Source organism: Rhizobium sp. BK661 (assembly GCF_024808825.1).
GTDB lineage: Bacteria > Pseudomonadota > Alphaproteobacteria > Rhizobiales > Rhizobiaceae > Rhizobium.
This window is the reverse complement of the sequence record NZ_JANTYT010000012.1, coordinates 1-25,194: the sequence shown is the minus strand read 5'-3', so window position 1 is coordinate 25,194 and position 25,194 is coordinate 1. Positions and strand designations below refer to the sequence as shown.

Genomic DNA, 25,194 nt, shown 5'->3' with positions numbered 1-25,194 from the left:
AGGATAGGCTGCGGTGACGACGGCACGGCGCCCGGCGCACCGCTGCTCCGCGCGCGCTCGGAGATTTCCACAATCGATCTCAACGGCTATCCGAAGCTTGAAACGATTATATCGTCGTTCAGCCTATCTTCGCCGTTTTGGTGCAGGATTTTCACAATAACTACACTTTACATGCCCCTTTCCCTGTCGCATTCATGCGTTAGGTAGGCAGCACGCAGGTGCTCTGATAAGAGACACGATGGAGGGATCATGGCCAAACAGAAAGTCGCAATGCTCACGGCTGGAGGCCTGGCGCCCTGTCTGTCGTCGGCGGTTGGCGGGCTGATCGAACGCTATAGCGACGTCGCGCCCGACATCGAACTCGTCGCCTATCGCTCCGGCTATCAGGGCGTGCTTCTCGGCGACAGCATCAAGATCAACGCAGACATGCGCCAGAAGGCGCCGCTTCTGCATCGCTACGGCGGTTCGCCGATCGGCAATAGCCGCGTCAAGCTCACCAACGCAGCCGATTGCGTGAAGCGCGGCCTGGTCAAGGAAGGCGAGAATCCGCTGCGCGTTGCCGCCGAGCGCCTCGCCAACGATGGCGTAACCATCCTTCACACCATCGGTGGCGACGACACAAACACCACCGCCGCCGATCTCGCGGCATATCTGGCTGCCAACGGCTACAATCTGACGGTCGTCGGCCTCCCGAAGACGGTCGACAACGACGTCGTTCCTATCCGCCAGTCACTCGGCGCGTGGACGGCGGCCGAAGTCGGAGCGCATTTCTTCGACAACGTCAGCAACGAGCAGACGGCAGCACCGCGCACCTTGATCATCCATGAAGTCATGGGGCGCCACTGCGGATGGCTGACGGCCGCGACGGCGCGTGCCTATCTGCAACGGACGAAGAACTACGAGTACGTTGGCGGCTTCATGACGAACGCCAAGATGAAGAGCATCGACGCGGTCTACCTGCCCGAAATGGCTTTCGACCTCGATGCGGAAGCGGCACGCCTGAAGGAAATCATCGACCGTACTGGCCATGCGACCGTGTTCGTCTCGGAAGGCGCCTGCCTCGATGCAATCGTCGCGGAACGCGAAGCCGCCGGCGAGACCGTCAAGCGCGACGCTTTCGGACACGTCAAGATTGACACGATCAATGTCGGCGGCTGGTTCCAGAAGCAGTTCGCTGGCCTCATCAACGCCGAACGCTCGCTCGTGCAGAAGTCCGGCTATTTTGCGCGCTCGGCTCCCGCTAACGGCGATGACCTTCGCCTGATTCAGAGCATGACCGACCTCGCCGTTGAAAGCGCCCTCAACAAGGTGTCCGGTGTGACTGGCCACGATGAAGCACAAAACGGCAAGCTCAGGACGATCGAGTTCCCGCGCATCAAGGGCGGCAAGGCCTTCGACACCTCCACCAAGTGGTTCGGCGAAGTCATGGACACGATTGGCCAGAAATACCGGGCAGCATGATTGACTGAGGGTTGATATGGTGTCTTTGCTTTTGTCCTAGGGAATAGGAGGAGATTCCATGTCGCTCGAAGCCTGGTTCGCTTTTGCCGCTGCGTCTGCAATCATGCTGGCCATCCCTGGCCCGACGATTCTCCTCGTTGTTTCCTATGCGCTCGGGCACGGACGCAAGACGGCGCTTGCGACGGTAACCGGCGTGGCGCTCGGCGACTTCACCGCGATGACCGCATCATTGTTCGGATTGGGGGCCGTGCTCGCGGCCTCCGCAACCCTGTTCACGGTGCTGAAGTGGATCGGCGGCGCCTATCTGATCTGGCTCGGGATCAAGCTCTGGCGGGCGCCGGTGATTTCCGAACCGATGGCAGACAATGACAACCTGCCCGAAAAGAAATCCCTCAAGGTTTTCCTCCACGCCTATGTCGTCACGGCTCTCAACCCGAAGAGCATCGTCTTCTTCGTCGCATTCGTTCCGCAGTTCTTGAATCCGTCTCAGCCGTTCTTCGGCCAGATGCTCATCATGGAAGCCACCTTCCTGGTGCTCGCCACCATCAATGCCTCGACTTATGCGCTGGCAGCAAACGCGGCGCGCGGGCTCATCCGTAAGGCGAGCGTTCAACGCGCAGTCAACCGTACCGGCGGCACTCTGCTCATTGCCGCGGGCGCCGTAACGGCCGGCTATCGCCGCATCGCCGCGTAAATATTTTCGGCGGGTTGCAGCAAAGCAACGAATACGTTAATGGCGGAATCCGGGCTTAAGGTTTTTGGTAACTTCTAACGCTGCCGGGGCGGCGCGTTCACGAAAGTGAGAGTATGGTAGCGATCGGTTTTTCCGGCCTGAAACGCAGTCTCGTCGTTTCGACGATGCTCTGCGGCGTTGTTGCCGGATGCACGAGCGTCGAATACACCTCGCAGGCAGAATTGACCGCTCTCCAGACAGTTGTACCGACACCGAAGCCGGGCGAAGATGCCACACTTGCCGCCGTGCCTGCCGGCGAAGGCAGCACTGAAACGGCGATGGTCCCTGCCACGGACCCGACAGCGGCTGCTCTCGCAGCCCCAGCCATGCCGACCGCGGCGCCTTCACAACCAGGCGGTCAGATCGAGCCTACCGCCGCAACGGGTTATGCGCAGATTCCCCTTACTCCCGAGATGACGGCAATACAGTCCGTCATACCCATTCCGCGTCCTGGCACCCCCTCCCCGTCAACGCAGCTCGCCTTTGCCGCAACGCCCCAGGCCGGCAGCGGCGCCATCGCCGCCCTTTCCGCAATCGACACCACGCCGCACCCGATGATGGACTACGGCTTCGACACTTCGGGTCCATCCGACCCGCCTGCTGCCCCGCCGATGTTCAGCGACAGCGACGACGACGGCGCGCCGACCGTGGAAAAAAGCGCGATCACCAAGATCATCGACAAGTATTCGAAGATGTATGAGGTGCCCGCCTCGCTGCTTCACCGCGTCGTCCACCGCGAAAGCCGCTACAATGCCAAGGCTTACAACAAGCGTGGCTACTTCGGCCTGATGCAGATCAAGTACAACACGGCGAAGTCGATGGGCTACGAAGGCGAGCCCGCCGGTCTGTTCGACGCCGAGACCAACATCAAATACGCCGCCAAGTATCTGCGCGGCGCCTGGCTCGTGTCCGACAGCAGCGAAGACAATGCCGTCCGCCTTTACGCCCGTGGCTATTATTACGAGGCCAAGCGCAAAGGTATGGACGACGTCGCCCAGGGCAATTATTGACCATTATGGTCCAGCGTAGCGAGTAGCTCCTTCACCAGCATCTGCGGCTTGTAGCGAAGCCAGCTTGGCGTTAACCCAAGTCTGACGACGACGAGTTTCGCCGACGGCACGATCGCCACGCTCTGCCCGTCATGTCCTTCCATCCAGAATGTATCGTCGGGAAGACCGGCTAATGCACTGCTATCGCCACCCGGCGCGGCAAGCCAGGCTTGCGCCTGCGTATATTTGCCGCCTGAGGATGCCGTCGGCGTCCTCATCGCCGTCATGAAGCGTTCCGGCAGCAGCCGCTCCCCATTCCAGACGCCGTCCTGAAGAAGGAACTGCCCGAAACGGGCCCAGTCCCGCGCGGTGGCGTAGAGATAGGAGCTGCCGGCGAATGTGCCGCGTGCGTCGACCTCCAGAACCGCGCTCGACATGCCGATCGGATCGAACAGGGCCATCTTGGGATAGGCAAGCGCTGTCTGCATGTTGCCGATGCGATCCATCCATATCTTCGAGATGAGAACCGATGTGCCGCTGGAGTAGTTGAAGCGCTCGCCAGGACTGGCCTCCAATGGGAGGCTCGCTGGCAGTACCGTCATATCCGCATCGAGATAAAGCATCCGAGTGACGTCAGCGACCGTGCCATAGCTTTCGTTGAAGGCTAGGCCGCTCTGCATGCCCATGAGGTCGCTGAGCTTGATTGTCGAGTGATCACCACCCTGCCACTGCGGCAGGAGCGCTATGTCATCAAATGTTATTCTGTTGTCGAGCATCAGCCGCCCGACAATCGCAGCGTTGACGGTCTTTGTCATGGACCAGCCTGTCAGCGGCGTCGTTGGACCGAAGCCGTCGCCATAGCGCTCGGCGATGATGCGGCCATTGTGAACGACGACGACGGCGCGCATGGCCGGACCGAGCAAATCTTTGTTCGCAAGCAGCGCGTCGACACCGCTATCATGGACATCAGCGACGGTGTTACCCTCTGGCCATATCGCCTCATTTGGAGAGCTTTGAGCTTCCGGCCCGTCTGGCACCGCGCGCGCTGCCGTTTCAAAGTCCCCGTCTGGCACGCTGCTACAGCCGAGCGCGCCGCGATAGATTGCATAACCCGGTGCGAAAAGCCCAAGGATACGGGCAGTAACCCGCTTTTCCTGCCGGTCGACAGCCACACGCACCAGCCGCAGCAGCGGGTTTCCCGGCGCCTGCACGTCCTCATGGAGCACCTGTTCAGGATCCCTTCCCGCGAGAAAGACGTTCGAGCAAACGATCTTGGCCGCATAGCCATCCCCCACGCGCAGCAGTTCCGGCGGGCTGACATAGAGCCAGGCGGCGCCCATGGCGACAATCACTACCAGCAGAAGAGCAAGTGATTTTACGACACGCAGCACAAATCGCATCTACGGTCCTCCCTGCGTGCAAGAGAAGCAGGAAAGCCCGTACAGCGAAAGACCCCAGGGTGCGGCTGGCCCTGCATTTCCTGTCGTCGGCCGCCCTGCCCACAGCCCGCGTCATCAAACTGTAGTCACGACGCGCTAAACGCCCTGAACGCTAAAAGGGTGAAAGACTCATATGACGGAATTTGCACCGGATGCCGGCTTCCGCAAGAACCGGAAACTCAAGGCAGCCCTTCTCCGCCACAACGCCTTCTCCAAGGCGGGCTTTTCGGAACGGCTCTTTGGCCTTTTGTTTTCCGGTTTGGTTTATCCGCAAATCTGGGAAGATCCCGATCTCGACATGCTGGCGATGGAGCTTCAGCCCCATCATCGCGTCGTGACAATCGGCTCCGGCGGCTGCAATATGCTCGCCTATCTCTCTAAGGGTCCAGCATCGATCGATGTGGTCGACCTCAATCCGCATCATATCGCCCTCAATCGGCTGAAGCTTGCGGCATTCCGTCACCTTCCCGGACACACCGACCTCGTTCGCTTCCTCGCAAAGCCGCGTGAAACGTCGAACAGCCACGCGTTCGACCAGTTCCTCGCGGCAAACCTCGACGACGCAACCCGGAACTACTGGAACAGCCGCAAGTTCGGTCGCCGGCGCGTCACCGTCTTCGACCGCAATATCTACGAAACCGGTCTGCTCGGACGGTTTATCGGCGCGGCTCACCTTCTTGCCCGCCTGCACGGCGTCGACCTCACGGAGATGACAAAGGCGCGTTCGCTGCGCGAGCAGCGCCAGTTCTTCGATGAGAGGATCGCACCGCTGTTCGACAAACCCGTCGTGCGCTGGATTACCGGACGCAAAAGCTCGCTATTCGGCCTCGGCATCCCGCCGCAGCAGTACGACGAACTGGCAAGCCTCGCGGCAGATCAGTCGATCGCCCCGGTTCTGCGGCATCGGCTTGAGAAGCTGGCCTGCCACTTCCCGATGCAGGAGAACTATTTTGCCTGGCAGGCCTTCGGGCGCCGCTACGCCCCCGAAGGCGAAGGACCGCTTCCGACCTATCTCGAGCCTGTAAACTACGAGGTGATCCGCGCGAACGTCGATCGCGTCAACGTTCATCACGCCAGCTTCACCGAGCTCCTTTCAGGAGAGCCGGCTGCCTCGCGCGATCGCTACATCCTCCTGGATGCGCAGGATTGGATGACGGACGAGCAACTCAATGATCTCTGGGCAGAAATTAGCCGGACGGCGCGTGAAGGTGCTCGGGTGATTTTCCGCACCGCCGCGGAAAAGAGCATCATCGAAGGGCGTCTGTCGCCTGCCATCCGTGATCAGTGGACCTACATGGAGGAACGTTCCCTCGAGCTGACGGCGCTCGATCGCTCGGCAATCTACGGCGGCTTCCATATTTACAGGAAGACGGCGTGAGCGGGGTCGACACGAACCCGGTGGCCAAAGACGACGGCCATGCCGCCCTGATGGATGGTATGTACCGCTACCAGCGCCACATCTATGATCTGACGCGCAAATACTACCTGCTTGGCCGTGATCAGACGATCCGCGATCTGAATGTGCCGGCGGGCGGCACCTTGCTGGAAGTCGGTTGCGGCACCGGTCGCAACATGGCGCTGGCCCATAAGCATTATCCGCAAGCTCGGCTCTACGGCCTCGACATCTCACAGGAGATGCTGATCTCCGCGCGCAAGACATTCGAGAGCAAGGCCACGATCCCGGACTTCCGCGTCGCCGACGCAACGGCATTCACGCCTCGCGAATTTGGCGTCAGCGGATTCGACCGGATCCTGATCTCCTATGCGCTCTCCATGATCCCCGACTGGGAGTGCGCCGTCGACTCAGCCCTTGCCGCTCTTGCCCCCGGCGGCGAGTTGCACATAGTCGATTTTGGCCAGCAGGAGCGGCTGCCAGGGTGGTTCGCGCGCTTTCTCAAGGCATGGCTGCGAAAATTTCATGTCTCGCCGCGCGCTGATTTGCGACAGGTTCTCGAGTCCCAAGCCTCTGAAAATCAAGCACGACTAATATTCGAAACCATGGGCGGCGGGTATGCCTGGCGGGCTGTCATTGTGACCAAAGCTTGACATTTCGCTTGAAACTAACCGAATTTTTACGTTGATATGGGAAATAGAGGGGACATTCCTCGCTGGACACGTCTTTCACGAAGGTCGAGCTGTGGGGCAAAAAATCCATTCGTTTCGCGACGGAACACCTATGCGCCGGCTTCTGTTTTGCGTTTTGCCGTTGGCTATCATGCTCGCCGGATGCACGTCATCGGGCTATGACTATCTCGAAACAGCGTCCGTAAAGCCGAAAACGCGCTTCAAGGACACCGATCCCCAGGACTTCGGCGCAAAGCATCCGGAGCAGCAGCCGATCCACGGCATCGACGTTTCCAAGTGGCAGGGCAATATCGACTGGCAGACGGTCAAGGGCTCTGGCGTTGCCTTTGCGTTCATCAAGGCGACCGAAGGCAAGGACCGCATCGATCCGCGCTTCAACGAGTACTGGCAACGCGCCCGCGCCGTCGGCATTCCTCACGCGCCCTATCACTTCTACTATTTCTGCTCGACGCCCGACGAGCAGGCTGACTGGTTCATCCGTAACGTGCCAAAGGAATCGATGCGCTTGCCGCCGGTCCTCGACGCCGAATGGAATGCGGAATCGAAGACTTGCCGCCTTCGCCCGGATCCGGCGACGGTTCGCGCCCAGCTTCAGCGCTTCATGGATCGCCTCGAGGCCTATTACGGCAAGCGGCCGATCATCTATACCTCGGTCGACTTCCACCGCGACAATCTCGTCGGCTATTTCCAGGATTATCACTTCTGGGTTCGCTCCACTGCCAAGCATCCCGAGGTCACGTATGCCGACCGCCGTTGGGCCTTCTGGCAGTACACGTCGACGGGCGTCATCCCCGGCATCAAGGGACCGACGGATATCAATGTTTTCGCCGGATCGACGCAGAACTGGCACAACTGGGTGGCAGCGGTATCGAGGGACACAAATTCTTAGCAACGTCCGGCGGTCTTTCTTGCTTCCGTCACAATCATTTGGGAAATCGACTGAAATTCCATTTGATGACGAGGATCGAAACTATGTACCGCTCGCCCGCAAGCCGCACGGCACTTGCACTCCTTTTTGCCGCTGGTCTCGCCACCGGCGCCGCCGCAGAAACGCCGGCATCGAGTGCACCGGCTTCGCAGGCAGCAGCCCCGGCATGTGACGGCGACCTCACGGACTTTCTCGCCGGCGTGAAGGCCGACGCAATTGCCGCCGGTGCATCGGCCGAGGCCGCAGACAAGGCGCTGGAAGGCGCGCAGATCGACCAGAAGGTCTTGAGCCGCGACCGCGCTCAAGGCGTGTTCAAGCAGACCTTCCTGGAGTTCTCGCAGCGCACCGTCAGCCAGGCTCGCCTCGATATCGGCCGCCAGAAGATGAAGCAATATGCGGATGTCTTCGCCCGCGCCGAGCAAGAGTTTGGGGTGCCCGCTGGCGTCATCACCGCCTTCTGGGCCATGGAAACGGATTTCGGCGCAGTGCAGGGCGACTTCAACACCCGCAACGCCCTCGTGACCCTCGCCCATGATTGCCGGCGGCCGGAGTTGTTCCGCCCGCAGCTGATCGCCCTCATCGAAATGGTTCAGCATGGTGACCTCGACCCGGCAACCAACACCGGCGCCTGGGCGGGAGAGATCGGTCAGGTCCAGATGCTGCCGCGCGATATCGTTGCCTATGGCATGGACGGCGACGGCGATGGCCACGTGCGCCTCAAGCAGAGCGCTCCTGATGCGATTCTGACGGCAGCAAAGTTCATCCAGCATCTCGGCTTCCAGAAGGGCCAGCCGTGGATCCAGGAAGTCACCCTTCCCGAAGGCCTGCCCTGGGAGAAGTCGGGCATCGGCGGTCCCCTGACGGCCGGCGAATGGTTTGCCCTCGGCGTCAAGCCGCGGGATGGGAACACCAACTTCGGTAACCTGCACGCCGACTTGATCCTGCCGCAGGGCCGCCTCGGAGCGACCTTCATCGCCTACCCGAATTTCCAGATCTATCTCGAATGGAACAAGTCGTTCATCTACACGACGTCGGCAGCCTACTTCGCGACCCGTCTTGCTGGTGCGGAGACCTACCTCAAGGGCACGCCGGAGCAGGGTCTTTCCAACGACCAGATGAAGGAACTGCAGACCAAGCTCGGAACCCTCGGCCACGACGTCGGCAAGGTCGACGGCATCCTGGGTTCGGGCACGCGCGTAGCCATCCAGAAGGAGCAGCAGCGTCTCGGCATGCCGGCCGACGGCTGGGCAACGCCGACACTTCTGAATTCGCTGTGATTACTGATTCAGCACGCTTAAAGCCGGGTCTCAGACCCGGCTTTTTCATTTGTTCCATGGTTTCAGAGACTTCGCCTAGCCTTCATCTTGCCGCATGTGTGAAGGCGGGATCGCTGACTTTAACGCCAAGTTAAAATCTGTGAATATTTTTCCGTCGCAATTTTGCCAGTGATTTCATCACGTTGCCCGCAAGCCAGCATTGTCGATGTGACATTTTCGCCGCAGTGCAGTATAAAATCTGCTTTCCAAGCGACACATTCGCGACATATTATCGCGGCGTTAACGCAAGGAGACAGACATGGGACTTACACAATCCTTGAATGTCCTTTTGGTCAGCGCGGCGTTTGCATTCGTATTGACAATGCTTTTCATCTAAACGTCGTGCCGATTGAACAGTGCCGAGACTCCTGAGTAGCGAAACAGTTCAATGAATCGGAAAAGCGCATCCCACGGAGATGCGCTTTTCTTTTTGTCCTCTAATCTGGGCCAGCCTAGGCGGCAGCGCCGGCCTTTCTGGCCCCTTCCCGGGTAAAGCCGAGATTGGTCAGCACTGCCGACACGAGAGGCGAGCGATTCATCGTGTACAGATGGAAATCGGTGAGCCCGCGACGAGCGAGGTCTTCGATCTGCTCGGCCGCAACCTCGGCGGCAACCTTTGCTCTCTCTTCGGGCTTGTCGTCGAAGCCCGCAAAGCGCTCATCCAGAAACGCCGGTATCACGGTGCCGCAAGCGCCGGCAAACCGCTTCAGCTGCGTCAGGTTTTGGATTGGCATGATACCCGGCACAATAGGAATATTGACGCCGGCAGCCCGCACCTTTTCCAGATAGCGCTCGAAATTGTCGTTGTCGAAGAAGAACTGCGTCAGCGCGCGGGTCGCGCCGTTGTCCGCCTTTTGCTTCAGCATATCGATATCGGCGGCGGTATCACGGCTCTCCGGATGCTTTTCGGGGTAGGCCGAGACCGAAATCTCGAAGTCGCCGATTTCACGCAGTCCGGCAACCAGTGCTGCTGCATTCGCATAGCCGCCGGGATGCGGCTGGTAGGGTGCGCCGACGCCGCCAGGGGCATCGCCTCGAAGCGCAACGAAGTGCTTGACGCCAACTTTGCGGAAGCTGTCGATCACGCTGTGCGTTTCGTCCTTCGTCGCGCCGACGCAGGTGAGATGCGACGCCGTGGCAAGCGGGGTTTCGGCGAGGAAGCGCGACACGGTCGCCAACGTTGGTGCCTTGGTAGTCCCACCGGCGCCATAGGTCACCGACACAAAGTCCGGGTTCCAGTCCTGCAGCTCGTTGACCGCGTTCCACAGTTGTCCTTCCATCTCTTCCGACTTCGGCGGAAAGAACTCGAAGGAAATGCCGATCTTGCGGCGCGCGTCGCTGTTCAAAGCCATTTCATTATCTCCCGGCAAGTATGGGTTCGGCGCCTTCACTCACGGCTGAGGCCGTGAGGCGCCGAGGGTCGCGCGCAAGCCAAACAGTGACGGTGAGCCCCTGCCCGCTTTGATGACCCGGGTGAAGATCGACGACCTGCTCGACATCCAGCCCGGCCTTGCGCAGCCAGTCGGACATCGACTGATGCGAGAAGCCGAGGCGAACATGCGCGTGCTCGTCGCGAAGGTATTCCAGCCCGTGTGGGGCAAGATCGATGATAAGAAGCCGTCCGCCTGGCCGCAGCATGCGCGCGGCCTCGCCGATTGCGATCTCCGGCTGATCGAAGAAATGCAGCACCTGATGGATCGTCACCACGTCGAAATCCTGCGCCTCGAACGGCAAATTCAGGATATCGGCGTGACGAACGGATGCCTTGGTGATCCCTGACTTGTCGAGGTTGGCGCGCGCCACGCTCAGCATGTCGCGGCTGGCGTCGACGCCGATCGCCCGGCGATAGAGGCCAGATAGAAGCTCGAGGATGCGTCCTGTCCCGGTGCCCAGATCGAGAAGCGAGTCGATCGGCTGGCTGCCGAGCAACCGTATGACGGCGGCATCGACCTCTTCATCGGCGGCGTGCAGGCGGCGAAGCTCGTCCCATTCCGCCGCGTTGCGGCTGAAATAGGCCTGCGCGCGCTCGGCCCGCTGACGTTTGACCGTCGCCAGCCGTTCGCTGTCGCGAAGGACGACGGGGTCGTTCTCGGAGGCATGCGCCAGCAGGCTGCGCACGAAAGCGGCCGCTTTGCCATCCTGCCGAAGGCGGAAATAGGCCCAGGCGCCTTCCTGGTAGCGGTCGATCAGATCCGCTTCGCCCAGCAGCTTGAGGTGACGAGAAATACGCGGTTGGGACTGGCCAAGGATTTCCGTAAGATCGGTCACGGTCAGGTCGCCCGCCGCCAGCAGAGCCAGAAGACGCAGACGCGTCGGCTCGCCGGCCGCCCTGAGGACGTCCACCAAAGCATCCAATCCAAGTCTGATAGGCTCACCCATACCCGATCCAATCAACATATAAAGATATCTTTATGTGATTTGAATAGGTGTGGCAAGCTGGAATTCCATCCATTCACGAAATTAGCTGCTCGGATCACGACATAGGTGCGCGCAAAAAAAAGCCCCGGCGAACCGGGGCTTTCATATAGCTGGAGTCGCTCTTTGGCGATCAGCGCGTCAGGCGCTTATAGGTCACGCGGTGCGGATTGATCGAGTCGACGCCGAGACGGCGCATCTTGTCCTTCTCGTAGTCCTCGAAGTTGCCCTCGAACCATTCGACATGGCTGTCGCCCTCAAAGGCGAGGATATGCGTCGCCAGGCGGTCGAGGAACATGCGATCGTGGCTGATGATGACAGCGCAGCCGGCGAAGCTTTCGAGCGCGTCCTCGAGGGCTGCGAGCGTTTCCGTATCCAGGTCGTTGGTCGGTTCGTCGAGCAGGATGACGTTGCCACCGGCCTTCAACATCTTGGCCAGGTGGACACGGTTGCGCTGACCGCCGGAAAGCGTGCCGACCTTCTGCTGCTGGTCGCCGCCCTTGAAGTTGAAAGCCCCGCAATAGGCGCGCGAGTTCACTTCGTGCTTGCCGAGCTTGATGATGTCGTTGCCGCCGGAGATTTCCTCCCAGACCGTCTTGTTGCCGTCGAGCGCATCGCGGCTCTGGTCGACATAGCCGAGATCGACAGTCTCGCCGATCCGGATGTCGCCGCTATCGGGCTTCTCTTGGCCGGTGATCATGCGGAACAACGTCGTCTTGCCGGCGCCGTTCGGACCGATGACACCGACAATGCCGCCGGGCGGCAGCTTGAAGGTGAGGTTTTCGATGAGCATCGTATCGCCATAGCCCTTGGTGAGGTTCTCGGCTTCGATGACGACCTGGCCAAGACGCTCGCCGACCGGGATGACGATCTGCGCATCGCCGGGGCGACGGGCCTCTGCCGCTGCGACCAACTCGTCATAGGCACGGATACGCGCCTTGGACTTCGCCTGGCGGGCCTTCGGGCTGGCGGCCATCCATTCCTGCTCGCGGCTGATTGCCTTCTGGCGGGAGGCCTCTTCGCGCCCCTCCTGCTGCATGCGCTTGGCCTTCGATTGCAGATAGGCGGAGTAGTTGCCCTCGTAGGGGATACCGCGACCACGGTCGAGTTCGAGGATCCAGCCCGTGACATTGTCGAGGAAGTAGCGATCGTGGGTGATCATCAGGACGGAGCCGGGGTACTGGCGCAAATGTTTTTCAAGCCAGGCAATCGTCTCGGCGTCGAGGTGGTTGGTTGGTTCGTCGAGCAGCAGCAGGTCGGGCTGCGCCAACAACAGGCGGCAGAGCGCTACACGGCGCTTTTCGCCGCCGGAGAGCTTCTCGACCGAAGAGTCGCCTGGCGGGCAGCGCAGCGCGTCCATGGCCATTTCGACCTGGCTTTCGAGGTCCCAGAGGTTCTGGCTGTCAATGACGTCCTGGAGCTTGGCGCCCTCTTCCGCCGTCTCGTCGGAATAATTCATCATCAGCTCGTTATAGCGATCGAGGATCGCCTTCTTCGGAGCAACACCTTCCATGACGTTTTCGAGCACGGTTTTGGCGGCATCGAGCTGCGGTTCCTGCGCGAGGTAGCCGAGTGTGGCACCTTCAGCAAGCCAGGCCTCGCCGGTGTATTCCTTATCGAGGCCGGCCATGATGCGTAGTACCGTCGACTTACCGGCGCCGTTTGGTCCGAGGATACCGATCTTGGCATCAGGATAAAAAGAAAGGTGGATGTTTTCCAGCACCTTCTTGTTGCCGTACGCCTTGTTGAGGCCGGCCATATGATAGATGAACTGACGTGCCATTGATTGTTCGCTCCGCGGCGGGATTTAAGTTTGCCGCTATGTAGGCGAATTGGGCTCAAGGAGCAACGCGCGAAGGCTAAAAACCAGAGGCTTTTGTGGCCTTGCGGACATTTTGCAGAGGGACGGCGTCACTACCAAAGCTTCGCGTGATCGATGCGAAAGAGTTGGAAATCGCTCGGCTTCGCATAAGGAACCCTCTCGAGACCCGGCCAACTTTTCCCAGCCGCCAAAGCCGCATAGAGCGGAGCCTGCTGTAGATCGGCCGCCAGCGGAAATCGGCATACAGCCACATAGTCGAAGGGCTCCAACGCCGCGCGGCGGACCGCCGCGTCAGACGAGGTGAAGGCCTCGAACATGCGTCTCATACCGGGCGACGCACGGTGGAATGGCACTGCGCCGACAGAAAATCCTGCAGGACGTGCGAATAACACGCGCAACGCGATGCCCTGAGGAAGCGCAATTCGTCCCGCGGCGACCGAATTCAGAACACCGAAATCCTCGCCGTCGCAGTCGCTGGCCGTCATGTAATCGACCGCATCGAATACGTGCATCGGCGGTCGGATGACAAGGCAAAGAACCGCTGGCGCAAGAACGGATGCAAGGGCAAATCCGACAGCCACTCGCACTCCTCGCGTTGGCGATCGGGCATTTAGATAATAGGCAATCGCCGCTGGCAGAAACGGCGGTATGAGCGCAATCGGAAAGCGGATGTTCCGCAAGACGTCAAACGTCAGAAGCAGGGAGGCAAGACCCACGGCGAATGCAACCCCCACGCCGAACTTTTGCTGTCGTATCTGCGCGGCGACGTAAGGTGCAGCCAGAAGGGCACCGCAAGTGGAAAGCGCCAGCAGCGCAACGGTGGAGTATTGCGCACTCTCGTAAAGGTAGAGGAAGCTGTTCTCCTGCCAAATGCGAGAGAACCAAAACGCGCGCGATACCGGATCGATCATCTGATAGGGGCCGCCGAGACAGCGTGGAAAATACCACGCAGCCAGGCCAAGGACGAATGCGCTTGACAGGCCCAGCCATAGGATTTTTGCGAAGATCGATGAGCGATCCGGCACCACCCAAACTACGCAGGACAGGGTGGCGGACATTCCGATCAACAGAAACAGATAGGGTGCGGAAAAGGCATCGCATTGCGTCGAAACGATGCCGTCCGGGCCAATGAAGGCAAGCGCGGCAGCACCGGCGACGGCACTCATTGCGGGACCGCTGGCAATAATCATCGCCCGCGCATCCCTGACGCCGGCAATGTAGCAGAGGACCAGCCCGGCGTAGGCAACAACGACCAGCGGCAGGCATTCCAGTCCGATGACGATGGAGAGCGCCGCAGCGCCCCCCACGAGCGCGCCGCCCAACTGATCCCAGCGAACAAGACCGGACACCATAAGCATCATCGCGACCAGTTGGCCATCGTGGTGGTCAATGCGGCCCGGCGAGAATTCGAACACGGCAACCGCCATGAGAATTGTCATCAGCATCAACATCAGCAACGACGACAAGCGCGACGTCGGCTGATCGGCCATCAACCGTTTCACGGTGGACGCAACCGGCAGGCAGAAAAGGGCGAGCATCAACGGCGGCCAGATGCGGAAAGAGAAGGAGATAGCCTGATCGATGGGCATGAACGGCCGCAGCAACGTCGCTATTGCCGCGTAAGGTAGATCGATCAATCTCGACCAGGGCGAAACGTAAGCTTCGGGCATTGAAATGAACGGCAGCGTAAGATCGAACCACCGACCATCCGGCGACATCAGATACCGGATCTGCAACTCACGCATCTGGTCATCGAGATCACCGAGGAACAACACCCCGTCGGCGAGATCGAACAGAACAATGGCAAGCCCTGTGATGTAGACTGTGAGAAAGGTGCGCAGAAATGGCCTGCTGTCAGGCAAGACCTTCAAGTCGGCTCGCGATAGAACTGCATCCATTCCGCACTCGCCCCAGCAAACAGCGGCCAGACATTAATCCAATCCGATTAATATTCGGCTACATGAGCAAAAACACTAAAACCCAGCAGCGTCCACGACGCCCTGATCGCAGCCGAACGAGGTTCGCCCTGCCCCTTGAATGAGGTCGCGCAGGCTCGCTCCGTCATTCGAGGTGGCGTCCTCCGACAGGCCGATCGTGAGCTCGTCAATGACACGGCCTCCGCCGCCGGCGCGCCGACAACTCATCTTGACCCGATCGCCGGCGCCCGGGCCGAAGCTCTTGTCGAACGCAGCCTTGATCGCCTCCGCCGTCAGCGGCTTGCCGATGTTGGCAGCGAAAAGATCGCGGACAGCAGAGGCGTTCAGCTGATCGATGAGGCGAACCGACGTCGCAAAATAGTCGTCGGCACTCATCTTTGTGCAAGTACCGTGTTTGATCCACTCATGGCGCTCCAGCCCGGATTGCGTTCCAGGCATCGCCTTCTCAAGCGCGGCTTTGGTCTCCGCCGAAAGCTCTACCTCAGGCAGTTTCTTCCAGTTACCTTCCTTGTCCGCGGTCCGCAGCGTGCCCGAGACATCACAATAGTCCTTGCGCATCGGCCAAAGCCCGTGCAGCGAGAAATTGGTCGCATCAAACCTGTCCTTGGTCTGACTGCTGCATTCCGGCTTGCGCTGGTTGGTTTCACAGAAGGCCGGTTGCCAGCTGGCTGCCAAAATGAAGCGCGTCCTTCCACCCGCATCCTGGGCTCCAGCGGTGCCAGCAGTCGTGATCGCAATCAGGAATAAAGCCGTGCGCAGAAATGGATTGCTCATCTTCATCCCTCCCAGGAACAATTCATGAACAAGAAATCATGGTGGGTCTGTTTTCACAACCCTCAATCCCTAGGGTGCTAAAATCCAGTCGCATAAATATTGGGATGTGTTGCATTTCGCGGACGATCTGATCTTCTCGCGCAGACGGGAGGATTTGATGTTTGCAGATACGCAACGCCTTGAAACGGCGAACGCCTCGCTCGGCTTTCATCATGAAGCGGCACAATCCGAGGCACGCGGAATTATCGTTGTCTCCCATGGGTTGGCCGAGCATTCCAAGCGCTACGCCGGTTTTGCGGCGGCGATGGCGACGCGTGGTTATCATGTCTTTGCCTTCGATCACCGTGGACATGGCGAGACGACTGCTGCGGATGCTCCGATCGGACGCTTTGCCCGCCGCGATGGTGTCAGGCAGGTGATCGATGACGTCTCTGCCGTACGCGACCGCGCTGTGGCACAGTATCCCGGCCTGCCAGTCATCGTTTTCGGGCATTCGATGGGAGGTCTCATCGCGCTGAACGCTGCTGTGACCCATCCCGAGAAATATGACGCCGTCGCCGTCTGGAACTCCAATTTTAGCCCAGGCGTCGCAGGGCGGGCAGCACAAGCGATCCTGCTGGCCGAACGGGCCTTGAAGGGCTCCGATGTGCCAAGCGGCATTTTGCCGAAGCTCACCTTCGGCACTTGGGGAAAGTCCATTGCCAATCGTCGAACGGAGTTCGACTGGTTAAGCCGCGACCCTGTCGAGGTCGACAAGTATATCGCCGACCCGCTGTGCGGCTTCGATGCCTCCGTTTCCCTCTGGCTCGATATTTTCGAACTGACGTTTCGCGCGCCGCAAACGCCGCATCTGGACCGTCTGCCGAAGCAGACACCGATCCATCTTGTTGGTGGCGGGCAGGATCCGGCGACGGATGGCGGAAAAGCGGTGATCTGGCTTTCAAACCATTTGAAAGCGCATGGCTTCTCCCGTATCACGACACAGATATATCAGGACATGCGCCACGAAACGCTGAATGAAATTGGAGCGGACGCGGCCATCGCCGCATTCGCCGACTGGTGCGACGAAGCGATCGCGAGATCCTGAACCGAAGGATTTCGCGATGAGCCATGGTATTTCTTCCCGTCCCGTTTCTGCTTCAGAGGTTTCGACCGGCATTCTGCTGATGTTCCTATCGGTGCTCGTATCGCCGATCATCGACATCTTCTCCAAGCTTGCGATCGCGACGATTCCCGCGGCGGAAATCACAGGCGCTCGGTTTGTTGTCCAGGCCCTCTGCATGCTGCCGATCGTTGTCTGGCGCGGAAGCTGGAAGGGCTTCTCGTGGCGCGCCAACATCTTTCATGCCATCCGCGGCGCCATCATAACGATCTCGATGGTCTCCTTTGTCACGACGCTGAAGTACATGCCGGTTGCCGACGCTATCGCGATCTTCTTCGTCGAGCCGATCATATTGACGATCCTGAGCAGCATCTTCCTCAAGGAGACGATCGGTTGGCGCCGCTACACCGCTTGCGGCGTCGGCTTCTTCGGAGCAATGCTGATCATTCAGCCAAGCTTTCAAGAGGTAGGGTACGTGGCGCTTCTGCCCGTCGTCAGCGCCTTTTGCATTGCCATCTTCGCCTTGATGACACGCGTGCTTTCACACCGGGAAGACCCGTGGGCGATGCAGTTTCAGATGGGCATCTGGGGTCTATTGTTCTGCGCCATTCTGCTCGCGCTCGGCAGCGGCACGGGTTCCGACGTCTTTGACTCGGTGATGCCGGATGGCCGTGGCTACCTCTACCTGCTCGGCGTCGGCGTCACGGCGGCCATTGCCGGCATCTTCGGTGTCTATGCCTACCGCGCCGCGCCCGCCTCCACATTGGCGCCCCTTCAGTATTTCGAGATCGTGTCGGCAACCATTTTTGCCTGGCTCGTCTTCGGCGACTTCCCGGATGCGCTCAAGTGGCTCGGCATCTTCATCATCATCGCCTCGGGGCTGTACATTATATGGCGCGAGCGGCGCTTTGCATCGAAGCCCGTATCCGATACACCTCAATCGGCCCTGGCGCCCTGATCTGCTCGTGGGAGGAACATGACGGACAATCAGCCCCAAAAGCCGCCGCTGTCCGGCATCCGCGTCATCGAGCTCGCACGCGTGCTCGCCGGCCCATGGGCCGGCCAGATGCTGGCCGATCTGGGCGCCGATGTGATCAAGGTCGAAAACCCGGATGGAGGCGATGACACCCGGCACTGGGGCCCACCCTTTGTCGAGGGTGCCAACGGAGAAAACCTTTCCGCTGCCTACTATCACTCTGCCAACCGCGGGAAGCGCTCGATCACTGCCGATCTGAAGCGCGAGGAAGACCAGGCACTGGTTCGCCGCCTCATCGCCACGGCCGATGTGGTCATCGAGAACTTCAAGCTCGGCGGGCTCGTGAAATACGGCCTCGACTACGAGAGCCTGAAGAAGATCAACCCGAAGCTTGTTTATTGCTCGATCACGGGTTTCGGCCAGAACGGTCCCTATGCCAGCCTGGCAGGCTACGACTATATCGTTCAGGGCATGTCGGGTTTCATGTCGATCACCGGTGAGCCCGACGGGCAGCCGATGAAGGCGGGCGTTGCGATCGCCGACATATTTACCGGCATCTATGCGGTCGCAGCCATCGAGGCAGCGCTGATTCACGCACAGAAGACCGGCGAAGGGCAGTTGGTCGATATGGCGCTGCTCGATGTCCAGTCAGCCGTACTGGCCAACCAGAACATGAACTACCTGGTCTCCGGCCGCGCCCCGACACGGCTTGGAAACGCACATCCGAATATCTCGCCCTATGAAGTCGTCCCCGCCGCCGATGGCTATCTGATTCTCGCGGTCGGCAACGATGGCCAGTTCCGCCGCCTATGTGCGATCCTCGGTCTCGAGGGTACTGCTGACGATCTACGTTTTTCGACGAACAAGGCGCGCGTCGCGAACCGTGACGAGGTCCGCAGGCTCGTTTCCACCGAAACGTTGAAATGGCAGAAAGCCGACCTTCTTAAAGCCTGTGAGGCCAACGCCGTTCCGGCCGGTGCGATCAACACCATCGAAGAAATGTTTGCGGATCCACAAATTGAGGCGCGTGGATTGCGGGTAGATCTCGCCGACGCAAAGGGTACGGTCATTCCCGGCGTCAGGACGCCGGTCGTGCTGTCGCAGACGCCGTTGCGTTACGAGCGGCCGAGCCCGCGGCTGGGAGAACATCAGGAGGAGGTTCTGGCGGAACTCGCCGAACTGGAGGGGAAAAGACCATCATGAAAAAGACTGGCGGAGAACTGATCGTCGAGGCCTTGAAAGCAAATGGGGTGAAACGCCTCTCCTGCGTGCCCGGCGAGAGTTTCCTTGCCGTACTCGACGCGCTCTACGATAGCGACATCGACGTGATGGTTTGCCGCCAGGAAGGCGGCGCGGCCATGATGGCAGACGCATGGGGCAGGCTCGCCGGCGAGCCCGGCATCTGCATGGTAACCCGCGGTCCGGGCGCTACGAATGCCACCGCAGGGCTGCATATCGCCAGGCAGGATTCTATCCCGATGATCCTGTTCATCGGGCAAGTCCAACGCGATGCAAGGGAACGCGAAGCCTTTCAGGAGGTCGAGTTCCGCCGTGCGCTGACGGAGTTCAGCAAGTGGGTAGGCGAGATCGACGACGCAGCGCGCATCCCGGAATTCGTCACCCGTGCCTTTGCAATTGCAACATCCGGCCGCCCCGGCCCCGTCGTCCTGTCACTGCCCGAAGACATGCTCCGAGACGAGGTAGAGGCGCCCCGCGCCAAGCGTTACTCGCGCGTCGAAGCTCATCCCGGCCGCCGCCAGATTGACGACTTTTACTTGCGGCTACTGAAGGCCGAGCGACCGATGGTCATCGTCGGCGGTACGCGCTGGGATGCGGATGCGGTGGCCGACCTGAAAGCGTTCTCAGAACGCTTCGCGCTCCCTGTCGGTTGCTCGTTCCGTCGACAAATGCTGTTCGACCACCTGCACCCAAACTACGCCGGGGATGTCGGCATCGGCATCAACCCCGCGCTGGCTAAGGAGATCAAGGAGAGCGATCTGCTGATCCTGCTCGGCGGACGGATGTCGGAAATGCCCTCCTCCGGCTATACGCTGATCGACATCCCTTACCCGCAGCAATCACTCGTCCACGTTCATCCGGATCCGTCAGAGCTTGGCCGTGTCTACCGACCCGACCTCGCAATCAGCGCGAGCCCGAGCGACTTCGTTGCGGATCTTGCTGATCTGGAGGCGCCCAGCGAACTCAGATGGGCGGAACGAACCGAACGGATGCATCAGACCTACATGGCATGGTCGACGCCACCGCAAACCGGTCCCGGCCCGGTCCATATGGGACCGATCATGGAGTGGATCGAGGCAAACACGCGGCCAGACACGATCTTCACCAACGGTGCCGGCAACTATGCCACCTGGCTGCACCGCTTCCATCGCTTTCGTCAATTCAACACCCAAGCGGCACCGGCGTCCGGCTCCATGGGTTACGGCCTGCCCGCCGCAGTCGCCGCCAAGCAGCTCTTTCCCGAACGCGAGGTCATCTGTTTCGCCGGAGACGGCTGCTTCCTGATGCACGGCCAGGAATTTGCGACCGCCGTGCGCTATGACCTGCCGATCATCGCCATTGTCATCAACAACGGCATTTACGGCACCATCCGGATGCATCAGGAGCGCGAGTACCCAGGGCGCGTCAGCGGCACCGATCTGACCAACCCGGACTTTGCCGCCCTTGCACGCGCTTATGGTGGCCATGGGGAGACGGTCGAGACGACGGAAAGCTTCGCAGCCGCTTTCGAGCGTGCAAGGGCGAGCGGCAAACCCTCGATCATCGAGGTAAAGCTCGACCCGGAAGCCATTACGCCGACGCGCACGCTGTCCGAAATCGCCCAAACAAAAAGCCGGTGAGCGAAACTCACCGGCCTTACAAATCGCGGTGCCGTCGACTTAGTCGAGGGCGGCCGTAACTGTGAACTCGACCTTGTACTTCGGCGCAGCAAGCTTGGCTTCGCTGGTTGCGCGAGCCGGCGTGTTCGCCGGATCGACCCAGGCTTCCCAGGCAGCGTTCATTTCTGCGAAGTAGGACATGTCGGAAAGATAGATCAGCGTCTGCAGGATCTTCGACTTGTTCGAGCCGGCTGCAGCAAGCAGACGATCGACTTCGGCGAGCGCCGACTTGCACTGTTCCGTGACGCTTTCGCCTTCGCCCACCTGGCCAGCGAGGTAGACGGTGTTGCCGTGGATGACTGCGCCGCTCATGCGGGCGCCGACGTCGATGCGCTTGATTGTCATGATTGTCTCCTATTGACGAAATGAAAGACGCCGCTGGATTGAAGCGGCGTCGAACCTGGATCAGTGATCAGTACTATGCGCGGATGTGGTGCGTCTTCTGATAGATCGCGGTCGAACGCGCACCGGAACGGCAATAGCCGAGCATCGGACGCGGAAACTCGTCCAAGGCATCGACCATGCCCGCAATAGCCTCCTCATTGACGCCCATAGGGCCGACCGGCACATGCGCGATATCGAGACCGAGTTCCTTGGCGCGCGCTGCTACCAGCGCAAAAGGCGTCTGGTCGGGGCTTTCATCGTCCGGACGATGGCAGACGATCGATTTGAAACCCAAAGCCTTGATCTGGTCGAGATCCTCGACCGAAATCTGCCCGGAAACGGAGTACTCGTCGTCGATCTGGCGAATGTCCATCGCTAATCCTCCTGAAATCGTGGGGTGAATGACTACGCCGCCCCATGCGCAGCGTCAACCGCAGATCACTCAAACGAAGGCGAAGCTGAGCGCATAATCGCGGCTCTCGCCGGGCTTCAGCATGACGAATTCGCCCGCCGCTTCCAACTCGGAGCGTGATACCCATCGATGCGACACCGGCTCGATGCCGAGAACATCGACAGGCGTCTTTTGATTGCGCCAGACCTGCAGGTGCGGCAGCGTCTCGGCAAGAATTCGCACTCTGAGAACCCTGCCACCAGTGGCAGCAATCGGGCCAAGCCGCACCTCGGCGAAGCCGCCTTCCGTTGCCGGCGCCTCCACGCAGAAGATGCCGCCCGGTTCCTCGCCGAAATTCCAAGGGAAGCCACCGCCATCGAGCATCTTGCCTTCGAGTCGGGTGCCCGCGTCGAACCACTTCCCACCGATGTTCATATGGTACATCAGGAAGGTCGGAACGACCTTGTCGCTCGTGTTGACGACCTTGTCTCTGAGGCTGACTTCGCCTGTCCCGCCGTGGATGAACCAATGGCGCTCGATGCGCGCCGGCAAGCCTTCGACGGTTACGATATCGATGTCCGCCCTGCACTCGGCATTGCCATTCTCGAACTTCGTCCAGAGAACTTTGGCTGCATGGCCGGGGCCTGATCCATGCAAGGGATATACCTTCCCGTCGGCGCGGCCGGGTATGGGCTCACGATGACGGATATGATCCGGTCCGCAGGTAAAGAGGAAGCCCTGCACGGAATGCGAAATGCGCGCATCGCCGTCATCCGGAACCGCCTCCTTGGGAGCAACATCGACGCCGTTGACAACACATCCGCCGACATCCATCAGCGACGTCTCGTCAAGCATCAGTTTCGGCCCCTTAGCGGCGGCAAACTCGATCATCGTCCAACTTCCTCCCGTTCTGACCACCTTTGCACGGTTATGTCGTGCCGCCGAATTCGTCAATCGCGACCACACGCTGAGCGCACCGGAACCGACCCATGCCCCCAAATGTTTATGACCAAAGGAAAAATCACGGAGTTTTTATCTTTTGTTCAGCACGATTTCATAAATTCCACACTAGCGTCAAAATTCGCAGGTGTGTGTCGGCCAAGTCACTGAAGGGTCTAAAGACGTGAATCGCTTTGTAATATCGGGATTGTCTGCCGCAGCAGCCCTGCTGGCCATCGCTGTCGCGGCACCCTCTGCCGAGGCGCAGCAGTTTTATAATGGTCGCCAACGTGACGTCGTCTTCGTGGCGCCAAACGGCGATATCCTCGACTACATCCCTTCGGGCGCAGCCTACGCACGCGACCGGCGCGGCAACCGTGTCCTCATCGATCCCTACGGCAATGTGATCGCAACCGAGATGCGTGCGCGTGGCTACTACCCGCGCCCGCCGGTGCGCGACGCCTACAATGGCGATGGCTACTACGGAAACGATCCGTACGGCGATGCCCGTTACTCCGAACGCGGTGCAGTCACCGGCTCGATCCCACGCGACGCTGCGATCGACCGACAGCCGCTTGACGATCAGCCTTACCCGCCGGGCGGCGATAACTATGCGTCCATCGAGCAGGATCAGCAGACACCCGAGATGTTGGAGCCGAAGCCGCCCCAGGAGCCGGTGATCACGCTCAAGAACAAATCGAAGTCCGAAATTGTTGCGCTGCAGGTTTTCCTTGATCGCGCTGGCGTGTCTCCCGGCGCCATCGATGGCCGCATGGGCGCGAACGTCACCAAGGCAATCTATGCCTACCAGCAGATGGCCGGCGAGACGCTTGACCCCAACAACACCGATGCCATTCTCGAGCAGTTGCGGATGACGGGCGGTCTACCGCTCGTCAGCTACACGATCACGCCGGCGGACGCCGCCGGCCCTTACGTAGCGGAAATCCCGGAGGACTACGCCCACAAGGCCGCCATGTCGTCTCTCGGCTACACTTCGACAACCGAGATGCTCGCCGAGCGCTTTCACATGGACGAAGGTTTCCTGAAGGAAATCAACCCAGGCGTGGATTTCACCGTCCCCGGCACAATCATCAAGGTCGTTAATCCGGGCGACGCAAAGGGTGGAGCAGTTGCGCGCATCGTGGCAGACAAGGGCCGCAAGCAGGTCTTCGCCTATGACAACAGTGGCAACTTGATCGCCGCTTACCCGGCCTCGATCGGATCGACGGACACGCCCTCGCCCTCCGGCACCGTGACGGTCGAGCGCGTCGCCTTGAACCCGGGCTACACCTACAATCCGAAGATCAACTTTCAGCAGGGCGCCAACGACAAGATCTTGAATATCCCACCGGGTCCCAACGGACCTGTCGGCACGGTCTGGATGGCGCTCTCGAAGCCGACCTACGGCATCCACGGAACGCCGGAGCCGTCGAAGATCGGCCGCACGCAGAGCCACGGCTGCATCCGTCTCACGAACTGGGATGCCACCGAACTGGCGAAGATGGTCAAGCCCGGCGTCACGGTCGAATTCGTCGATTGATCCCAGGCGGCACCAACCAGAAAAAATGCGCCTCTACGGGCGCATTTTTCATTTGTCGATCAGGTTATTCAAGCGGCAGAGCGGATCAGGGGGCCAGTACTGCGCGCCGGCTCCGGCAGTTTGACTGGTACCTTCGCCATGATCTCTTCAGCAAAGCAGCGAGCGTTCTCGCGCGCCTTGTCGAGGTTGCTGACACGGGCTGGATCGAGGGAATGCAGCGTACCGCCGCAGTCGAAGAGATCGCGGAAGGCTGAGCGTTCGATGATCGCAGTATCGAGCACCGGCACCTGACGCTCGCTCAGCAGCGACTTGACGATCGAGAGTGCCCGCGTCGTTACCATCGAGTTGACGCGCGTGAGGACAACCGAGTGCCCAATGCGGATACCCGCCTTCTCATCGAGATATTGCAGCAGCTCGAGCACCTGCGCACCGCCGCGCGCGTCCATCGCGCACCCCTGGATCGGGATCAGCACGCGGTCTGAAAGCCCGATGGCCGTCGCCAACAGCGGATTGCGCGCGCCTGGGAGATCGATGATGAAGTAATCCGTATTGTGCTTGTTTTCCGAAATGTGCAGCGGCAGGGACGCCGATGTGACGAAGTCGATCACCGAGATGTTGGGCACGTGGCCGGACACCTCATGCCATCGCGTGATCCAGTGCTGCGGATCGGCATCAAGGATGGTCACCCGATAGCCCTTTTGGGCAAGCTCAGTGGCGAGGAGAAGTACGGCTGTCGTCTTGCCGGCGCCGCCCTTGGTGTTTGCGAAAGTGATGACTGGCATGGTCGGTCCTCGAAGGGAAAATGTGAGCCTCTCTATGGCTCTGTCGCGCACTCTCGGAAGCATCGTGCGGTTAATGCATCCTTTCTAATCATGGTTAACAACTTCTAAACGCGACACCTGAAATTGCGGCCAGCATTTCTTGCACTTAGGCACAATCACGACGCCATGAACAAAAAAGGCCCGGAAAGCCTAGAGCATCGCACTTGAATTGAGAATCGAGTGGGGTTTTCACGAGGGTATCGGTGTGATTCACTGCGGTTGGAGGTGAATCACATGGGTAAATC

The 25,194-nt window shown here is 60.1% G+C and carries 22 protein-coding genes; 12 read left to right on the top strand and 10 right to left on the bottom strand.

What is annotated here, in order from left to right:
- Positions 1-249 precede the first annotated feature (249 nt).
- The 3 genes from FHX16_RS21475 (at position 250) to FHX16_RS21465 (ending at position 3,204) form a co-directional block, all read left to right on the top strand.
- Positions 250-1,461, top strand: coding sequence for a pyrophosphate--fructose-6-phosphate 1-phosphotransferase (locus FHX16_RS21475; RefSeq protein ID WP_114713193.1), 1,212 nt, complete (start codon positions 250-252; stop codon positions 1,459-1,461).
- 58 nt (positions 1,462-1,519) lie between these two features.
- Positions 1,520-2,155 carry a LysE family translocator gene (locus FHX16_RS21470; protein WP_016554532.1) on the top strand — a complete coding sequence of 212 codons (636 nt, stop codon included), beginning with the start codon at positions 1,520-1,522 and terminating at the stop codon, positions 2,153-2,155.
- Positions 2,156-2,268: 113 nt separating this feature from the next.
- Positions 2,269-3,204 carry a lytic transglycosylase domain-containing protein gene (locus FHX16_RS21465; protein WP_183860926.1) on the top strand — a complete coding sequence of 312 codons (936 nt, stop codon included), beginning with the start codon at positions 2,269-2,271 and terminating at the stop codon, positions 3,202-3,204.
- Here FHX16_RS21465 and FHX16_RS21460 read toward each other — a convergent pair.
- Positions 3,198-4,583 (bottom strand): serine hydrolase, encoded by a 1,386-nt coding sequence (locus tag FHX16_RS21460; RefSeq protein WP_259130280.1) that lies wholly within the window; start codon positions 4,581-4,583, stop codon positions 3,198-3,200. The genes FHX16_RS21465 and FHX16_RS21460 overlap by 7 nt on opposite strands.
- Before the next feature lie 172 nt (positions 4,584-4,755).
- Here FHX16_RS21460 and FHX16_RS21455 point away from each other — a divergent pair, with 172 nt between their 5' ends.
- The 4 genes from FHX16_RS21455 to FHX16_RS21440 all read left to right on the top strand — a co-directional run bounded on the left by FHX16_RS21455 (position 4,756) and on the right by FHX16_RS21440 (position 8,912).
- Positions 4,756-6,000, top strand: a complete 1,245-nt coding sequence (locus FHX16_RS21455; RefSeq protein WP_259130278.1) for a DUF3419 family protein — start codon at positions 4,756-4,758, stop codon at positions 5,998-6,000.
- Between the two features lie 50 nt (positions 6,001-6,050).
- The gene (locus tag FHX16_RS21450; protein ID WP_183861409.1) at positions 6,051-6,668 is read left to right on the top strand and encodes a class I SAM-dependent methyltransferase; all 618 of its coding nucleotides are present in this window, start codon (positions 6,051-6,053) and stop codon (positions 6,666-6,668) included.
- A gap of 130 nt (positions 6,669-6,798) precedes the next feature.
- Positions 6,799-7,596: a GH25 family lysozyme gene (locus FHX16_RS21445; protein WP_183860932.1), complete on the top strand. Its 798-nt coding sequence runs from the start codon at positions 6,799-6,801 to the stop codon at positions 7,594-7,596.
- Positions 7,597-7,679: 83 nt separating this feature from the next.
- Entirely contained in the window at positions 7,680-8,912 is a 1,233-nt protein-coding gene (locus tag FHX16_RS21440) for a lytic murein transglycosylase (RefSeq protein ID WP_183860934.1), read from the top strand.
- Positions 8,913-9,403: 491 nt separating this feature from the next.
- On the opposite strand, the gene metF is transcribed toward FHX16_RS21440, so the two are convergent.
- The 5 genes from metF to FHX16_RS21415 all read right to left on the bottom strand — a co-directional run bounded on the left by metF (position 9,404) and on the right by FHX16_RS21415 (position 15,899).
- Positions 9,404-10,303, bottom strand: coding sequence for a methylenetetrahydrofolate reductase [NAD(P)H] (metF, locus tag FHX16_RS21435; protein ID WP_016554539.1), 900 nt, complete (start codon positions 10,301-10,303; stop codon positions 9,404-9,406).
- A 4-nt stretch (positions 10,304-10,307) separates the two neighbouring features.
- Entirely contained in the window at positions 10,308-11,330 is a 1,023-nt protein-coding gene (locus FHX16_RS21430) for a metalloregulator ArsR/SmtB family transcription factor (protein ID WP_183860936.1), read from the bottom strand.
- 169 nt (positions 11,331-11,499) lie between these two features.
- Positions 11,500-13,149: an energy-dependent translational throttle protein EttA gene (gene ettA, locus FHX16_RS21425; RefSeq protein ID WP_114713201.1), complete on the bottom strand. Its 1,650-nt coding sequence runs from the start codon at positions 13,147-13,149 to the stop codon at positions 11,500-11,502.
- Between the two features lie 131 nt (positions 13,150-13,280).
- Positions 13,281-15,086, bottom strand: a complete 1,806-nt coding sequence (locus FHX16_RS21420) for a hypothetical protein (protein ID WP_183860939.1) — start codon at positions 15,084-15,086, stop codon at positions 13,281-13,283.
- Positions 15,087-15,161: 75 nt separating this feature from the next.
- Positions 15,162-15,899: a ribonuclease T2 family protein gene (locus FHX16_RS21415; protein WP_183860941.1), complete on the bottom strand. Its 738-nt coding sequence runs from the start codon at positions 15,897-15,899 to the stop codon at positions 15,162-15,164.
- 157 nt (positions 15,900-16,056) lie between these two features.
- On the opposite strand from FHX16_RS21415, the gene FHX16_RS21410 reads away from it, so the two are divergent.
- From FHX16_RS21410 to FHX16_RS21395, 4 genes are read left to right on the top strand one after another with little or no spacing between them, the layout of a single operon-like run.
- Positions 16,057-16,986, top strand: coding sequence for an alpha/beta hydrolase (locus tag FHX16_RS21410; RefSeq protein ID WP_183860943.1), 930 nt, complete (start codon positions 16,057-16,059; stop codon positions 16,984-16,986).
- Between the two features lie 16 nt (positions 16,987-17,002).
- A complete protein-coding gene (locus FHX16_RS21405; RefSeq protein ID WP_183860945.1) occupies positions 17,003-17,959 on the top strand; it encodes a DMT family transporter in 957 nt (318 codons plus the stop codon).
- Between the two features lie 18 nt (positions 17,960-17,977).
- Positions 17,978-19,180: a CaiB/BaiF CoA-transferase family protein gene (locus tag FHX16_RS21400; protein WP_183860947.1), complete on the top strand. Its 1,203-nt coding sequence runs from the start codon at positions 17,978-17,980 to the stop codon at positions 19,178-19,180.
- Positions 19,177-20,835: a thiamine pyrophosphate-binding protein gene (locus FHX16_RS21395; protein ID WP_183860949.1), complete on the top strand. Its 1,659-nt coding sequence runs from the start codon at positions 19,177-19,179 to the stop codon at positions 20,833-20,835. The genes FHX16_RS21400 and FHX16_RS21395 overlap by 4 nt, the downstream gene beginning before the upstream one ends.
- A gap of 39 nt (positions 20,836-20,874) precedes the next feature.
- Here the strand turns inward: FHX16_RS21395 and FHX16_RS21390 are convergent, their stop codons facing one another.
- The 3 genes from FHX16_RS21390 to FHX16_RS21380 form a co-directional block, all read right to left on the bottom strand.
- Positions 20,875-21,219 (bottom strand): RidA family protein, encoded by a 345-nt coding sequence (locus tag FHX16_RS21390; protein WP_183754531.1) that lies wholly within the window; start codon positions 21,217-21,219, stop codon positions 20,875-20,877.
- 73 nt (positions 21,220-21,292) lie between these two features.
- Complete coding sequence (locus FHX16_RS21385; protein WP_183860951.1) at positions 21,293-21,631, bottom strand: TIGR01244 family sulfur transferase; 339 nt, start codon at positions 21,629-21,631, stop codon at positions 21,293-21,295.
- 69 nt (positions 21,632-21,700) lie between these two features.
- Positions 21,701-22,540 carry a DUF4432 family protein gene (locus FHX16_RS21380; RefSeq protein WP_183860953.1) on the bottom strand — a complete coding sequence of 280 codons (840 nt, stop codon included), beginning with the start codon at positions 22,538-22,540 and terminating at the stop codon, positions 21,701-21,703.
- Positions 22,541-22,772: 232 nt separating this feature from the next.
- Here FHX16_RS21380 and FHX16_RS21375 point away from each other — a divergent pair, with 232 nt between their 5' ends.
- A complete protein-coding gene (locus FHX16_RS21375) occupies positions 22,773-24,128 on the top strand; it encodes a L,D-transpeptidase (protein ID WP_183860955.1) in 1,356 nt (451 codons plus the stop codon).
- Positions 24,129-24,196: 68 nt separating this feature from the next.
- Here the strand turns inward: FHX16_RS21375 and FHX16_RS21370 are convergent, their stop codons facing one another.
- Complete coding sequence (locus FHX16_RS21370) at positions 24,197-24,910, bottom strand: ParA family protein (protein WP_183860957.1); 714 nt, start codon at positions 24,908-24,910, stop codon at positions 24,197-24,199.
- Positions 24,911-25,194 lie beyond the last annotated feature (284 nt).

Excerpts from the sequence above, each read along its gene's own strand:
- FHX16_RS21390 (WP_183754531.1), bottom strand. The coding sequence starts at position 21,219 with ATGACAATCAAGCGCATCGACGTCGGCGCCCGCATGAGCGGCGCAGTC.
- FHX16_RS21400 (WP_183860947.1), top strand. The coding sequence starts at position 17,978 with ATGACGGACAATCAGCCCCAAAAGCCGCCGCTGTCCGGCATCCGCGTC.
- FHX16_RS21450 (WP_183861409.1), top strand. The coding sequence starts at position 6,051 with ATGGATGGTATGTACCGCTACCAGCGCCACATCTATGATCTGACGCGC.
- FHX16_RS21460 (WP_259130280.1), bottom strand. The coding sequence starts at position 4,583 with ATGCGATTTGTGCTGCGTGTCGTAAAATCACTTGCTCTTCTGCTGGTA.
- FHX16_RS21385 (WP_183860951.1), bottom strand. The coding sequence starts at position 21,631 with ATGGACATTCGCCAGATCGACGACGAGTACTCCGTTTCCGGGCAGATT.
- FHX16_RS21430 (WP_183860936.1), bottom strand. The coding sequence starts at position 11,330 with ATGGGTGAGCCTATCAGACTTGGATTGGATGCTTTGGTGGACGTCCTC.
- FHX16_RS21405 (WP_183860945.1), top strand. The coding sequence starts at position 17,003 with ATGAGCCATGGTATTTCTTCCCGTCCCGTTTCTGCTTCAGAGGTTTCG.
- FHX16_RS21415 (WP_183860941.1), bottom strand. The coding sequence starts at position 15,899 with ATGAGCAATCCATTTCTGCGCACGGCTTTATTCCTGATTGCGATCACG.
- FHX16_RS21465 (WP_183860926.1), top strand. The coding sequence starts at position 2,269 with ATGGTAGCGATCGGTTTTTCCGGCCTGAAACGCAGTCTCGTCGTTTCG.
- FHX16_RS21470 (WP_016554532.1), top strand. The coding sequence starts at position 1,520 with ATGTCGCTCGAAGCCTGGTTCGCTTTTGCCGCTGCGTCTGCAATCATG.
- ettA (WP_114713201.1), bottom strand. The coding sequence starts at position 13,149 with ATGGCACGTCAGTTCATCTATCATATGGCCGGCCTCAACAAGGCGTAC.
- FHX16_RS21420 (WP_183860939.1), bottom strand. The coding sequence starts at position 15,086 with ATGGATGCAGTTCTATCGCGAGCCGACTTGAAGGTCTTGCCTGACAGC.
- FHX16_RS21455 (WP_259130278.1), top strand. The coding sequence starts at position 4,756 with ATGACGGAATTTGCACCGGATGCCGGCTTCCGCAAGAACCGGAAACTC.
- FHX16_RS21445 (WP_183860932.1), top strand. The coding sequence starts at position 6,799 with ATGCGCCGGCTTCTGTTTTGCGTTTTGCCGTTGGCTATCATGCTCGCC.
- FHX16_RS21440 (WP_183860934.1), top strand. The coding sequence starts at position 7,680 with ATGTACCGCTCGCCCGCAAGCCGCACGGCACTTGCACTCCTTTTTGCC.
- FHX16_RS21395 (WP_183860949.1), top strand. The coding sequence starts at position 19,177 with ATGAAAAAGACTGGCGGAGAACTGATCGTCGAGGCCTTGAAAGCAAAT.
- FHX16_RS21370 (WP_183860957.1), bottom strand. The coding sequence starts at position 24,910 with ATGCCAGTCATCACTTTCGCAAACACCAAGGGCGGCGCCGGCAAGACG.
- FHX16_RS21475 (WP_114713193.1), top strand. The coding sequence starts at position 250 with ATGGCCAAACAGAAAGTCGCAATGCTCACGGCTGGAGGCCTGGCGCCC.
- FHX16_RS21410 (WP_183860943.1), top strand. The coding sequence starts at position 16,057 with ATGTTTGCAGATACGCAACGCCTTGAAACGGCGAACGCCTCGCTCGGC.
- FHX16_RS21380 (WP_183860953.1), bottom strand. The coding sequence starts at position 22,540 with ATGATCGAGTTTGCCGCCGCTAAGGGGCCGAAACTGATGCTTGACGAG.
- metF (WP_016554539.1), bottom strand. The coding sequence starts at position 10,303 with ATGGCTTTGAACAGCGACGCGCGCCGCAAGATCGGCATTTCCTTCGAG.